13 protein-coding genes and 1 tRNA gene are annotated in these 14,464 nt (G+C 35.8%); 9 read left to right on the top strand and 5 right to left on the bottom strand.

Going from position 1 to position 14,464, the window contains the following annotated elements; translation table 11 throughout:
- The 7 genes from EO766_RS00005 to EO766_RS00035 all read left to right on the top strand — a co-directional run.
- Positions 1 to 1,326, top strand: a 1,326-nt coding sequence (locus EO766_RS00005; RefSeq protein WP_502697224.1) for a SusC/RagA family TonB-linked outer membrane protein, incomplete at its 5' end; no start/stop codon positions are given.
- 44 nt (positions 1,327 to 1,370) lie between these two features.
- Positions 1,371 to 3,167: a RagB/SusD family nutrient uptake outer membrane protein gene (locus EO766_RS00010; RefSeq protein ID WP_074420143.1), complete on the top strand. Its 1,797-nt coding sequence runs from the start codon at positions 1,371 to 1,373 to the stop codon at positions 3,165 to 3,167.
- Between the two features lie 144 nt (positions 3,168 to 3,311).
- The gene (locus tag EO766_RS00015) at positions 3,312 to 6,914 is read left to right on the top strand and encodes a VCBS repeat-containing protein (RefSeq protein ID WP_287100598.1); all 3,603 of its coding nucleotides are present in this window, start codon (positions 3,312 to 3,314) and stop codon (positions 6,912 to 6,914) included.
- A gap of 35 nt (positions 6,915 to 6,949) precedes the next feature.
- The gene (locus tag EO766_RS00020; RefSeq protein WP_074420144.1) at positions 6,950 to 7,450 is read left to right on the top strand and encodes a DUF1573 domain-containing protein; all 501 of its coding nucleotides are present in this window, start codon (positions 6,950 to 6,952) and stop codon (positions 7,448 to 7,450) included.
- 10 nt (positions 7,451 to 7,460) lie between these two features.
- The gene (locus EO766_RS00025) at positions 7,461 to 7,796 is read left to right on the top strand and encodes a hypothetical protein (RefSeq protein WP_074420145.1); all 336 of its coding nucleotides are present in this window, start codon (positions 7,461 to 7,463) and stop codon (positions 7,794 to 7,796) included.
- Between the two features lie 54 nt (positions 7,797 to 7,850).
- Positions 7,851 to 9,020: a glycosyltransferase family 2 protein gene (locus tag EO766_RS00030; protein WP_081299108.1), complete on the top strand. Its 1,170-nt coding sequence runs from the start codon at positions 7,851 to 7,853 to the stop codon at positions 9,018 to 9,020.
- A gap of 144 nt (positions 9,021 to 9,164) precedes the next feature.
- Complete coding sequence (locus EO766_RS00035; protein ID WP_074418551.1) at positions 9,165 to 9,782, top strand: Yip1 family protein; 618 nt, start codon at positions 9,165 to 9,167, stop codon at positions 9,780 to 9,782.
- Between the two features lie 51 nt (positions 9,783 to 9,833).
- Here EO766_RS00035 and EO766_RS00040 read toward each other — a convergent pair.
- Together EO766_RS00040 and EO766_RS00045 are read right to left on the bottom strand one after the other, a co-directional pair.
- A tRNA-Val gene (locus EO766_RS00040) sits at positions 9,834 to 9,908 on the bottom strand.
- Positions 9,909 to 9,970: 62 nt separating this feature from the next.
- A complete protein-coding gene (locus tag EO766_RS00045; protein ID WP_074418552.1) occupies positions 9,971 to 10,261 on the bottom strand; it encodes a hypothetical protein in 291 nt (96 codons plus the stop codon).
- A gap of 208 nt (positions 10,262 to 10,469) precedes the next feature.
- Here EO766_RS00045 and EO766_RS00050 point away from each other — a divergent pair, with 208 nt between their 5' ends.
- Positions 10,470 to 10,799, top strand: a complete 330-nt coding sequence (locus tag EO766_RS00050; RefSeq protein WP_068241180.1) for a DMT family protein — start codon at positions 10,470 to 10,472, stop codon at positions 10,797 to 10,799.
- A gap of 39 nt (positions 10,800 to 10,838) precedes the next feature.
- Here the strand turns inward: EO766_RS00050 and EO766_RS00055 are convergent, their stop codons facing one another.
- Entirely contained in the window at positions 10,839 to 11,846 is a 1,008-nt protein-coding gene (locus EO766_RS00055) for a WD40/YVTN/BNR-like repeat-containing protein (protein ID WP_074420156.1), read from the bottom strand.
- Positions 11,847 to 11,892: 46 nt separating this feature from the next.
- Here EO766_RS00055 and EO766_RS00060 point away from each other — a divergent pair, with 46 nt between their 5' ends.
- Positions 11,893 to 12,624 carry a tRNA threonylcarbamoyladenosine dehydratase gene (locus tag EO766_RS00060; protein ID WP_074420146.1) on the top strand — a complete coding sequence of 244 codons (732 nt, stop codon included), beginning with the start codon at positions 11,893 to 11,895 and terminating at the stop codon, positions 12,622 to 12,624.
- On the opposite strand, the gene EO766_RS00065 is transcribed toward EO766_RS00060, so the two are convergent.
- On the bottom strand, positions 12,621 to 13,793 hold the full coding sequence (locus EO766_RS00065; protein ID WP_074420147.1) for an exo-beta-N-acetylmuramidase NamZ family protein: 1,173 nt from the start codon (positions 13,791 to 13,793) through the stop codon (positions 12,621 to 12,623). The two genes, EO766_RS00060 and EO766_RS00065, sit on opposite strands and share 4 nt — an antisense overlap.
- Before the next feature lie 18 nt (positions 13,794 to 13,811).
- A complete protein-coding gene (locus EO766_RS00070) occupies positions 13,812 to 14,240 on the bottom strand; it encodes a YkgJ family cysteine cluster protein (protein WP_074420148.1) in 429 nt (142 codons plus the stop codon).
- Positions 14,241 to 14,464 lie beyond the last annotated feature (224 nt).

The raw sequence follows: 14,464 nt of genomic DNA on the forward strand, positions 1-14,464 counted from the left end.
GGCCGGAATATTTTTTTCAATCAACCCACAGATCAAGTCCCATTGTTCGTTTGTGATATCCATAAATGTCGTTTCTCTTATAAACGGCAAATTCATTCAATTTATTACAAAAAACATACTTTTGAGACATGCTCTAGTAATATTAATCCAACCAATGCTTATTCTTTGTATTCTTCTGCAGCCGGTATTTCTTATTATCCAATTACAGGAGCTGCTAACTCTTCCACATTGGGTTTTTATAATAGCCAATTAGGTAATGTGAATACTACATGGGAAAAAGACATTATTACAAATGTTGGTTTAGATGCGACAATTTTGAAAAATAAATTAGACTTCTCAATTGAGTGGTATAAAAAAGCCATTAGCGGATTATTATTTCCAAGTGTATCTGCTATTGGTAATTATCAGGGTGGAGCCCGTCAGCCTTTTGTAAATTTAGGCGATGTTAAAAATACCGGAGTTGATTTCTCGGCAACATATCATGGTACTGTTGGTAGAGATTTTAAAATAGATATTGGTGGAAATATTTCTGCTTACAGAAATGAAGTAGTGAGTTTACCTCCCGGTGTAAAATATGTAGATGAATATAGTGCCGGTTCAAGCCGTATAGGAGCATTCTCCAGATTACAACCCGGCCATCCGGTAGGTGCATTTTATGGTTATCAGGTATTAGGTTTATTTAAAGATGCCAATGATGTTGCCAAATCAGCCACACAGGATGGAGCAGCTCCAGGCAGATTTAAATACTTAGATGCCAATGGTGATGGTAAAATTACTCCTGACGATCGAGTGTTTTTTGGTAACCCCAATCCGAAATTTACCTATGGGTTCACCATCAATGCAACATATAAGAACTTTGATTTGTCTATGTTCTTTTATGGTTCAGCAGGAAATGATGTAATTAATTATGTGAAATACTGGACAGATTTCTATCAGGTATTTAAAGGAAATGTAAGTAAGGGTTTGTTGCAAAATTCGTGGTCACCTACCAATTTGAATGCTAAAATTCCAAGAATTGAACAATCTGCTAACTTTAGTAATACTACCGTGTTTAATTCTTTCTATATGGAAAAAGGATCTTATTTGAGGTGTAAAAATTTAATGATTGGTTATACAGTTCCATCTACAAAATTGGAGAAAATGGGTATTCAGAAATTACATTTTTATGTTCAGGCAGCTAACTTATTTACCATTACCAAATATACCGGGTTAGATCCTGAATTACAGGGATCTGATTTGAATAACAATAGTAATTTCGGAATTGATTTTGGTAACTATCCTGCCAATCAGAAAAATTTCAACATTGGAGTAAATGTATCATTCTAAAATGACCATTCAATCTATTAAAAATTAATTTAAAACATTATAATATGAAGAAGATACATTATAAATATTTAATACCGTCTGTTTTAGCGCTGACAGTAGTATTATTTGCCTGTAAACAAAGTTTTTTAAATAAGCCACCTGTTGGTACTCTAAATCAAAATATTCTTGCTAATCAATCCGGAGTTCAGGGTTTGTTAATTGGAGCATATGCCTTGTTAGATGGTGAGGGTGGCAATAATACAGGATGGGGCTCAGCAGCCAGTAACTGGGTATATGGCAGTGTATGTTCTGATGATGCTTATAAAGGATCAGATCCTTCGGATCAAGGTGATATTCTCTCACTAGAAACTTTCACCGGCACTTCAACAAACGGTTATGTTGCCAATAAATGGGCTGCTTGTTATGATGGTATTCAAAGAGCCAATGAGGTTTTAAGAGTACTTAAAATTGCTAAAGGTATCTCTGCTGCAGATGCAACTGAATTCACTTCTGAAGCTCGTTTTTTAAGAGGTCACTATCATTTTGAATTAAAAAAGGTTTTTGGAAATATTCCTTTTATTGATGAAACAGTTACGGATACAACGTCACGCAATACTGTTAATAATGTTGATGCTTCCGGTAATTATATTAATGTTTGGCCAAAAATTGAAGCCGATTTTCAGTATGCAATGCAGAATTTACCTGCTGTACAACCTCAAATTGGCCGTGCCAATAAATATGCTGCTGAAGCTTTTCTAGCCAAAGTGTATATGTTTGAAGGTAAATATGCGCAAGCAAAACCATTGTTTGATGATTTAATCAGCAATGGGGTTACCTCAAGCGGTACTAAATACGCTTTGGTAAAATATTACAGCAATTTTAATCCTGCTACCAGAAACAGTGCAGAATCAGTATTTGCTGTGCAAATGGCTGTAAATGATGGCTCCGGTACCAGCGCAGGTTCTCCTAATGGTAATTATGGAGATATTTTGAACTTCCCTTATGGCGGTGGTCCTGGTGCTTGTTGCGGATTTTTTAATCCTTCTCAAAGTTTGGCTAATGCCTATAAAACAGATCCGGTAACTGGTTTGCCTTTATTGAACACTTATTTTAATGCCCCTAATGTTAGTGATTCCACCAATTTATACACTGGTACGCTTGATCCCAGAATTGATTGGGTAATGGGCCGTCCAAGTATTCCTTACTTAGATTGGGGTCCACATCCAGGTGCTGCATGGATTAGAAACGTTTCTGCAGATGGTGTTTTTAGCCCTAAAAAGAATATATATGCACAAAGTCAAAAGGGAATTTATTCAAGTACTGAAAATTATTGGGGTGCTACTGAATTAGTTGCCAATAATGTAAACCTGATACGTTTTTCTGATGTACTATTATTAGCTGCTGAATGTGAAACACAATTAGGGAATTTACCAACAGCATTAATATATGTAAACAGGGTACGTGCCCGTGCTGCTGATCCTACCGGATGGGTGTATAAAAATGCCAGTTACGATGCAACCAGTTCTACATATTCTCCACAAACTACTCCGGCCGATAACTATAAAATAGGACTTTATGTAGCATTTCCTGATCAGGCAACAGCCTTAAAAGCCATTCAAATGGAACGTTATTTGGAACTGGCTATGGAAGGCCACCGTTTTTTTGATTTGGTGCGTTGGGGAATTGCTAAAACTGTTTTAAATAATTATTTTGCTACTGACAGAATTGCAAAAGCAACACTTTTACCGGTGGGTGCTCAGTTTGTAAGTGGTAAATCAGAATTATTCCCCATTCCGCAAACACAAATTGATATCTTAAATGCCGATGGTAAAACACATTTAAAACAAAATCCAGGCTATTAGTATCTTTTTTGATAATGGATGTAGCTTCATTTTCAACAACCTATTGCCAAATCAAGTGAAATGGCAATAGGTTTTTTTATTTCATTTTAATTGTACAATTGATGCCAATTTAATTTTAAAGAGTAAATTACTGCTTGTTTCTTCATGTATCACAAACCCTTAACACTCATGAATTTCAGTCGCTGTATTGCTGTTTCTTTGTTTGCTTTTGTAATGTTTTCCTGTAAAAAAAATAATACCCTTTTTCAGAAAATAGCTGCCAATCAATCCGGAATTGATTTTGAAAATACGATTATAGAAAATGATTCAATCAACTCGGTAGATATTGAAAATGTATACAACGGTGGTGGCGTTGGGGTAGGCGATTTTAATAATGATGGATTACCGGATTTGTATTTCACCGGTAATTTGGTATCGAATAAATTATACCTGAATACAGGCAATTTTAAGTTTAAAGATATTACTGAGGAGGCTGGTGTATCAGGTAATGGAAGATGGAGCAGGGGCGTAGCAGTTATAGACATAAATAATGATGGTTGGTTAGATATTTATGTTTGTGCCACATTATCGAAAGATCCGGAAAAAAGAAGAAACTTATTGTACATTAATCAGGGGTTAGACAAAAATGGGATTCCACATTTTAAGGAAATGGCCAAAGAATATGGATTGGATGATACCGCCCATTCCACGCAGGCAGCTTTTTTTGATTATGATAATGATGGCGATTTGGATGTATATATTGTGAATAATGAAATTAATAAAGATAAATTTCCGGATGGTTTTCATACTATTTTAAAAAATGGCGAAAACCCAAGTACCGGGCAATTGTTTAGAAATGATTGGAATGACAGTTTGCACCATCCTGTTTTTACGGATGTTTCTAAACAGGCAGGTATACAAACAGAAGGCTACGGGCATTCCGTTGCTATTGCAGATTTTAATAATGATGGGTGGAAAGATATTTATGTTACCAACGATTTTGTTACGAATGATTTACTTTGGATAAATAACCATGATGGTACATTTACGGAACAACTTTCACACTACTTTAAACACACATCTGCTAATGCCATGGGTTGTGATGTGGCAGATATGAATAATGATGGTTTGCCAGATGTGGTTACACTCGATATGAACCCGGAAGATAACTATCGGAAAAAAATGATGATGAATGCCAATAATTATCAACGTTACCAAAACAGCGATAAATATGGGTATAATTATCAGTATGTACGCAATGTTTTGCAACTAAACCAAGGCCCTCGTATTACCAATAATGATTCAATTGGTGACCCTATTTTCAGTGATGTGGCCTACTATGCTGGTATGGCCGAAACCGATTGGAGCTGGACTCCCTTATTAGCCGATTTTGATAATGATGGAAAACGTGATATCATCATTACCAACGGATTTCCAAAAGATGTTACCGATCATGATTTTATGGCTTACAGAAGTGAGGCTTATTTTTTGGCCAGTAAAAAAGAATTGTTGGCACAAATACCGGTAGTTAAACTGCACAATTATGCCTTTAAAAATGATGGAGACGTTAAATTTTCTAATGCAACCAATAGCTGGGGATTGCAAATACCAACTTTTTCAAATGGTGCCGTATATGTTGATTTAGATAATGATGGCGACTTGGATTTAGTGATAAATAATATTAACGATAAGGCATTGGTGTACAAAAACACTGCTCGGGATAAAGACAGCTTGAACTCGAATTATATTGATATTATTTTTCATGGTGATAAAAATAATGTAAATGGAATTGGTGCCACTGCAGCAATTTATTATAATAACGGACAACAGCAGATATGGGAAAATACACCTTATCGGGGATATCTTTCCTCCGTACAAACCAAAGCGCATTTTGGTTTAGGTAATATAAAAGCAATTGATTCTTTAAAAATTATATGGCCTAATCATCAACAGCAAATAATTACCTACCTGAAGGCAAACCAATCAATTAATGTACAACAATCAAATGCTACTATACCCGTAAATTATACAAACCTAATTATTGCAACAAATGCATTATTTAAAAACATTACAGATTCACTGCAAATAAAATATGTACATCAGGAGCATGATTTTATTGACTTTAATATACAAAAACTATTGCCACATAAATTATCGGAATATGGCCCTGCAATGGCTGTGGGGGATATAGATGGGAATGGGTTAGAAGATATAATATTGGGCGGTGCCTATAAATACAGTGAAACAATATTATTACAACAACCTAATGGAAAATTTATACAGAAAAACCTTTTAAATGCAACCGATGCGGAGGCCAAAATAACTGAAGATATGGGCTTGTTATTGTTTGATGCAGACAGAGATGGTGATTTGGATTTGTATATCACCAGCGGCGGATATGAAAATGAACCAAACACAAAAGCCTATCAGGATAGATTTTATCTGAATGATGGTAATGGCAACTTTACATTAGATACACTGGCATTACCACAAAATTTAACAAGCAAATCCTGTGTTCGTGCATTTGATTACAATGGAGATGGGAAGCTTGACTTATTGGTTTCAGGCAGGGTTGATCCCTGGCATTATCCTAAACCAGTAAGTAGTTTTATTTTAAGAAATGATAGTAAAAACGGACAGGTAAAATTTACAGATGTAACCGAAACAGTGGCTAAAGATTTAACCAATATTGGGATGATTAGTGATGCAGTGATTACAGATTTTAATAATGATGGCCAACCCGATATGATTTTAGCAGGAGAGTGGATGCCCATTATTTTTTTACAAAATGAACATGGAATTTTTAAAAATGTAACTGCCGGTACGGGTGTTCAAAATAATTTAGGATGGTGGAACAGTATAGTACCCGGCGATTTTGACAATGACGGCGATATGGATTACATTGTAAGTAACCTGGGTCTAAATACATTTTATAAAGCATCCCATCAATCTCCCATGCATATCACTGCCGGCGATTTTGATAAGAATGGCAGTTATGATGCATTCACCTCTTTGTACTTGCCCGACAGTATTGGTAAAATGTTGGAATACCCTGCATTAACAAGAGATGATGCCATCAAGCAAATGATTGTGATGCGGATGCGTTTTAAAACATACAAATCATTCGCCATTGCAACCATGGATCAGATATTAACTCCCGATGAGCGCAAAAATGCATTGCGTTTAACGGCCAATGACATGCGTTCTGTATTGTTGAAGAATGACGGGAAAGGACATTTTACAATTATTCCCTTACCAATGCAGGCTCAATTGTCGATGTTGAATGGAATGGTGGCAGATGATTTTGATGGAGATGGAAACTTAGATGTATTGATGAATACCAATGATTTTGGTACAGAAGTAGGTACCGGACGTTATGATGCACTCAACGGTGTATTCTTGAAAGGCGACGGGAAAGGCAATTTTACTGCTTATACCATATTGCAAAGTGGAATTTTTGTTCCTGGTAACGGTAAGGCATTGGTGAAATTGATGGGTGTTAACAAAAAATACATGATTGCTGCTTCTCAAAACAGGGGTGCACTGCAGTTATATGCATTAAACAAACCAGTACAAAATATACCTTTATTCAAAGAGGACATGTATGCCATTATTAACTACAAAAATGGTAACCGGCAAAAAGTAGAATGTAATTATGGAGCCTCATTTTTATCGCAATCGGGGCGTTTTATTTCAGTAGGGCCAATGGTTCAGTCTGTTGATATTTATCAGCAGGATGGCAAACACCGTACCGAAAAAGTAAATTAAATTTATTTAATAATTTCGTTTTAAATATTGGCTGAATGAATAAAGTAAAAAGGAATGGAAGTATGTTATTTGCGGCTTTTCTAATACTGCTATTGGGTTCTTGTAATAACCAATCCAATAAAAACCCGTATGAAAATCATTTAGGTATTCGTCCTGCTACTATTGCACAATTAGATACAACCAATTATACTACTATTCAATGGCAAGATACTATTACCCATTTAGGTCATCTTTTTTATGGTGATACTATTTTAATCAATTATTCCTTTAAAAATACGGGAAATGGTCCTCTTTACTTAACAGAAGTAAGGCCTGGATGTGGTTGCACGGTTGCCGATTATCCTAGAAATGCAATTTTACCAGGTAATTCCGGAATATTACAGGCTAAATACACCACCGAAGGATTTCCTGGACCTGTTAAAAAATATATCACTGTAAAATCAAACACATCTAATGGAATCTTTCATCAATTACAATTTGATGCAACTTTAAGCAAAGACAGTTTGCCTCATAAAAACAAAATTTATATAAAATAAATAATATATTATGCAAAAAAATTTTTTATTTGCTTCTATTTTTTTTGCTTTGCTACTGGCATGTAATACCATTAAAAATCCCAGTCCGGCTGAAGTGCAACAGCATTTAATCACTGCCATGCAGGATTATTTGCAAAAAACACAACAACGTGATAGTGATAAAGTATTATTTATCGTGAACAGTGTTGCTTATTATGAAGATGCAAAATACTATATCTGCGATTTTAAAGTACACATGCAAAACAATCCAAATATTTTAATTCCCAATATTCCTAAAATAGATACCGTTGGTACCATGCACTGCCGTGTTAGTAAAGACTTTCAAACCGTTACCAGGGTATATTAATTCTTTTGCATTGCTGTCAGATTAGTATATTTAGCCCCATTTATAGGATTGTTTATGATTGAATGGGTGTTTTGGTTTTCTTTTGCAGTAATGCTGTATACTTATGTTTTGTATCCGGTTATATTGTTTCTGTTTGTACAGATGAAACAAAATATTCAAACCGAAAGCAATACGATTATTGGTACAAATCATATTCCGAATGTTACTGTCATCATTTCTGCATACAATGAAGCAGATTGTATCAATGCAAAAATTCAAAATTCAATTGCTTTAAATTATCCTGCCGATAAAATTTCCTGGATAGTGGTGACCGATGGCTCAACCGATGGCACCAACAAAATAGTTGCCACATATTCTCAGATAAGTTTATTGCATCATGCAGAAAGGCTGGGTAAGTTACATGCTATGAACAGGGCTGTAAACGAAAGTACAGCTGATATTTTAGTATTTACAGATGCCAATTCTATTTTGAATTCGGATTGCCTGCATTATATGATTCCACATTTTAGTAATGCCAGAACAGGAGCCGTGTCAGGTGAAAAAAAAATATTGATTCCTACCGATGCCGATGCAATGATTGGTGAAGGTATTTACTGGAAGTATGAATCCTTCATAAAAAAAATGGAATCGCAATTTAAAACGGTGATTGGTATGCCGGGCGAATTGTTTGCTATTAGAAAATCGTTATATCCATTATTGCCACCCAATACCATTACGGAAGATTTTTCAATTGCCATGCAGGTAATTGCATCAGGTTATATTATTCGTTATGAGCCCAATGCAATTGCTGCAGAAAACCCATCCATTCATATTGCTGCTGAATTTAATAGAAAAAAAAGAATAGCAGCCGGAAGTATACAAACTTTACTACAAACTTTGCATTTGTGTAGCCCATTTAAGTACCCTTCCATTGCGTTTCAGTACATCAGTCACAAAGTTTTTCGATGGTTATTAATACCATTGTTATTGCCTGTATTATTTATTACTTCAATTTTTCTCTGGTATCATACACATGCCACTATTTTTTGGTTAAGCAGTGTTACGCAAATTTTATTTTATAGTTTAGCATTGATTGGCTGGGTGGCAGAACTATTGCGTATGAGTATTAAATGGTTGTATATTCCATTTTATTATTGTTTTATGAACCTTTCTATGTTAGCAGGAATTGCACTCTTTCTTAGTGGTAAACATACTGTACTATGGGAGAAAGTGGAACGGAAATAAATGCTTGTTTTATTAAACAGGTTGGTAGTTTATTCAGGCTGCTTCATTTTTTTCTTCTTTTATGAATATAAGTTCTTTGTTAATTTAACGAAATGCTTGCATATTTCATTACGGTTTTCTATTTTGTTCTAAAATGTACACTGTATGAATATTGTTAACAGGGTTAAAGGTATCATCACCAATCCCAAACAAGAATGGGCAATCATTGCCGATGAAACACAAACTATGCCGGGTGTTATTAGTGCCTATGTAGTGCCCTTGGCTATTATTGGTGCTTTGGCCGCATTTATTGGCTATGGTTTTGTGGGTAGAACAGCAATGTTATTACATATGGCAGGAATGGGCTGGGGCATTAATATGGCGGTTGTTCATTTCATAGCGGTTATTATTACTGTTATTTTATCAACCTACATTGTAGATATGCTGGCCACAAGTTTTGGCTCAGAGAAAAATTTAAATAAATCGGCTCAGTTAGTGGTTTATTCCTACACACCATCTTTAATTGGCGCATTTTTAACCATTATTCCTGCTTTATCTATTATTGGAAGTTTGTTTGGCTTGTACGGTATTTATTTGTGGTACTTGGGTTTGGGCCCCATTAAAAATACTCCGGAGGATAAAAAAGCAGGTTACCTGATTGTATCTATTATTGTATTAATGGTAGTGTTTTTTGTTATAAGCGCTATCCTTTCATCCATCATTATAGCCATTTTTGGAATGGGAATGTATGGTGGTATGGGTGGTTTGAGGAATATAGGATAATTGAATTTCTTGATAAGAAAAAAAGCGAAACATGACGTTTCGCTTTTTTAGTGGGAGTTGACGGGGTCGAACCGCCGACCCTCTGCTTGTAAGGCAGATGCTCTAAACCAACTGAGCTAAACTCCCTTCCCTTTCGTTGTTTGGGAGTGCAAAAATAGGGTGTGATTCATAACTACCAAAAATTTTTTTTAATTAAGTTGCAAAGTAGGCAATCTATATTGTGTACTATCATACATAAAAAGGGTTTCTATACTATACTGCCAGTATTTGTATAAAGGCATTTTATCCATAAACTTTGCGGCCTGCTCTTTGTTTTCAGCGTTCATGGTAATCCATACGGTTTGTGTTTCCATGCTTACTGCATAGGTTTCTATGATGCCTTTATTCATTAAAAAATCAATATACGTTCTGTGTGCCGGTAGTAATACCATAAAATCATCATCCATGGTAAAATGCACAATTATCTGATATTTGTTCATACACATTTTTTTATAATTTCTACAACCTCTGTTTCTTTTCTGTTATATAGTAATTACAACAATTTTTGTGCATTTATTGTTTTCATGGCATTTTGTCAACCGTTTTATTTTCAACTCTGGCAGAACAACTATATTGCACATTAAATTAACTGATATTATAACAGTTCAAGTAAATTAAAATATTATTTTCAACTATTTTTTTTAATGTATGAAAACAATTGGCTTACTCATCGTTTCTAATGTATTTATGACTTTTGCCTGGTATTGGCACTTAAAAGCAACCGGAATACCCTTATGGAAAGCGATTGTTATTAGCTGGTCGATTGCTTTTTTTGAGTATTGCTTAACCGTGCCCGCAAACCGAATGGGTTTTTTAGAGGGATGGAATGGGTTTCAGTTGAAAATTGTTCAGGAAGTAATTACATTGATTATTTTTTCATTTTTTGCCGTTTTGTATTTGAAAGAACCATTGCGTTGGAATTACTTGGTTAGTTTCTGCTTAGTAATGGGGGCAGTTTATTTTGCTTTTAAAAAATAATCCGAGTTCAATAACCAAATACTCTTTGATAAATATTCACTATAAAATTAGTTGGGCTATTCTGCCTTTATTCCCCGCCAAAAAAACTTTTTTATTCTCTGTTACACAAATAGTGTGAAATGAAGCTTTGCTGATGGGTAGCCAGTGTAACCCATCGTCATGACTAATATCGACACCCGATGTGCCACAACATATCCATATTTTATCGCTTACATGTTTTACACAGGAGCGATAACCATTTGGTAATTGAATGGGGTTATCTATTCGAATGGTTTTATTGATTTTAACAATAGCAGCATTGCCTTTTGCAATTTTATCCTGCATAAAATCACCTCCTACTACAATGCAAGTGGTATCATAACAATCAATTGAATTAGCCCCTTGTGAAAAAGTGCCTTGAAGCATGGGTAAGGGATACGCTGAAATATTATTGATATATAGTTTGGATGCGGTTCCGCCACTTATCATCCATCTTTCGTTAGTGTTTGTCCAAATGAAAATATTGCTGTTACTGGATGCAAAGAATGCTTCTCCATTCTCAAAAACAGGTAATCCTTTTGTTAGTGTATCCCATGTATTGCCTCTATTTATTGTAGTGGCCATGAAAGGATGTTGCCCTGAAACCGGATCACCAATCACCCAACCTTTTTCACTGTTTATAAAAAATAAAGCATCTAAAAACATTCCTTTGGTACAGTTTGTAAAAATTGTATTCCAGTGTAAACCACCATCGGTAGTTTTTAACAATAAGGCCGGTTCACCAACTGCCATAATAATGGCTTCATTTTCATCAAATGCCTGTATGGCTCTAAAATCTCTTGTTGCAAAATCATTCACAGTTAACCAATGCCAATGTTGGCCTCCATCTGTACTTTTGGCTACCTGTCCATTACTACCAGCAGCCCAAATAATGCGATTACCAACTGCACTTAAAGTTCTAATGGAAGTTGTTACACTGCTATCCGTTAGTATAACAAGATGCTGACCAAATAGTATTTGTGAGGTAAAGAGCATACAAGTGATAAAAAACAGTTTCCATGAAGCCATTTTATTACAATTTTGCATTTTGAAAATAATCTAAAATGCTGAATATATGATTCCGTATTGGATGAGCAGAACAAATTTATTATTACATGAAAATGCCATTGAAACATTACAATTCAAAAAAATACTCTTAGTGGGTTTAGGTGGTGTAGGTGGTATTTGTGCTGAAATGTTGGTTAGGGCTGGAATTGGTCATCTTACCATTGTAGATAATGATAAGGTAGATGCCAGTAATATTAATCGCCAGTTGATTGCACTGCACTCCACTGTTGGCGCACCAAAAACCGAGATGTGGTTGCAACGTTTACAAGATATTAATCCGGCTTTGCAAGCAGAAATTGTACAGGTGTTTGCAGATAAACAATGGATTCAGGAATATATTGTGCCGGGAAAATTTGATTATGTAATTGATTGTATTGATACTCTAACGCCTAAAGTGTTTTTATTGCAGCATTGCCATCAGCATCAAATTCCAATTGTAAGTTCAATGGGGGCCGGTGGAAAAATAAATCCCTCAGCCGTAACTATTTGCGATATTGCTGAAACTTATGAGTGCGATTTGGCTAAATATGTTCGCAAAAAATTGCGCCGTGCAAAAATTTACTCGGGTATTAAAGTGGTGTTTAGTCCCGAACCCGTTTTGCATGGAAGTATGCAGGTTACCGAAAATGCAAAGCCTAAAAAATCAATTATTGGCACTATTAGTTATATGCCGGCTATTTTTGGTTGTATGTTATCCAGTATTGTTATTAGAGATATATTGGGTGTTTCAACTGATTAGTAAAGGAGATGAGGCGACATGGTTTGCTGCCAGCTTTCGCTAATATTAAGTAAAGCGTGTAAGTGTTGCAAATAGCTTTCCATATCGCTCTCAAATAAATTTTCTGATGAAGGGATGCCCAATAATTTATCTAAATGATTTACCCCGGTTGGGTTTACATGGGTTACATAACCTTGCCAGGCAAAATGGTTTGGGTGCAAATCATGTATCAGTTTTATTAATATCAACCCCGTATAAACTGGCCTGAATTTTTCCTGATGGTGAATTTTTAGAACAATGCCATTGCAGGTTTGGCCCATATATTTGCCGGTCTCGGGTATAAAACAGGTGGTTGCTGCGCTTACATTGTCAAATAACAGTTGGTTAATGGTAGAAGCTACAAGTGCAGCATTCATCCATGGTGCGCCGGCTGCATAAAATGAATAAGGTGTTCCTCTTCCTTCAGAAATATTGGTTGCTTCTAAAAATGCAGTGCCGGTATAGCATAAAGCAGCTTCAAAGCAACGAATGGCGGGCGATGTGGGTACAAATGCTGTTTCCCAATCGGGCTGAAAGCTGTTTCTATCATAATATTTACAGGGAACAATGGTAAGTGGCGCATTCAATTGCAGCACTTTGTTAAAATATTGTGCCAGTTCACCCAATGTACAACTATGACGAACTGGCATAGCCCATCTGCCGATAAATGAAGCGCAGGCTGTTTGTAACATAGGCCCTTCAGCCAGATCAAACCTGCCAGAAACAGGATTGGGCCTGTCTGCAATGATCAGAGGTTTTTGAGAATCACCTGCCGCTTCCAATACATAGGAAAGTGTCCACAAATAAGTATAAAATCTGGCGCCTACATCAGGAATATCAAACAACAACAGGTCAATGTCTTCTAAATCGGCTGCATCTGGTTTCAGCTTTGCACCATATAAACTAATGATTGGCAAACCTGTTAGTGCATCTTTTCCATTATCTATCAAAACCCCATCGGCTCCTTTTACATCTAAACCATGTTCCGGAGAAAAAAGTTTAACAATATTAAATTGTTTTTGAAGCAAGGCTTTTCGCGATGGGATACCTTCCTTTGTTTGAGCTGCATGATTGGTAACAAAACCAATCCGCTTGTGCTTCCATGCCGGAATTGCTCGAACCAATACATCAATTCCTGATTCAGTGGCCATTATTTAAACAAGCTGGTTTTAAATAAAATCCAATGCCACTTTTAAATGTTCTACAACATTAAATATAATGGGGCATCGGTCGTAATGCATAAATGTAGTAAAAGTTCGGTCATTAAAACCCGGAACATGTAAGCCTGGAAATTCTCTGCATCCCTGAAATCGATGTTCGTATATGCTGCATTGCGTTGTTTTCAGAAAAGGGCAGGGGATGCTGTTCATTAATAAGGTAGCCGAACTGCCTTTTTCAATATATTGTGCATCAAAATCGTTGCGTTGCAACTTTAAATGTGCTGCAACATGACTGGCTTCTTCTTCAGAAACATTGATCATTAAACTTTTGCAACAATTGCCGCAGGCCTTGCAATCAATTTTGGGGCTAATTTCATTGTTCAGCTGCTGTACTTTATCGTCTACCAATTGTGGGGTTTGTGCTTTTAAAAAAGCCATGAAACGCCGATTGTTTCCTTCATTTTCATGGGTAAAAGAAACAATTTGAGATAGGCTGGTTTCAATATGAAGTGGCTGACTGATGCGGCAAACATAAACAAATAATTTTGGCTGAAAACCGGTGTTTCAACTATATTTTATCCACAAAAAACTAAAATGTAGAAAAACAAACTTTTATAAGTGCCGCACAGGCTTAGATTTGCGGTTGGTAGGAAGGAACACCA

This window comes from Hydrotalea sp. AMD, assembly GCF_004100315.1.
In the GTDB taxonomy this organism is placed as follows: Bacteria; Bacteroidota; Bacteroidia; order Chitinophagales; family Chitinophagaceae; genus Hydrotalea; species Hydrotalea flava.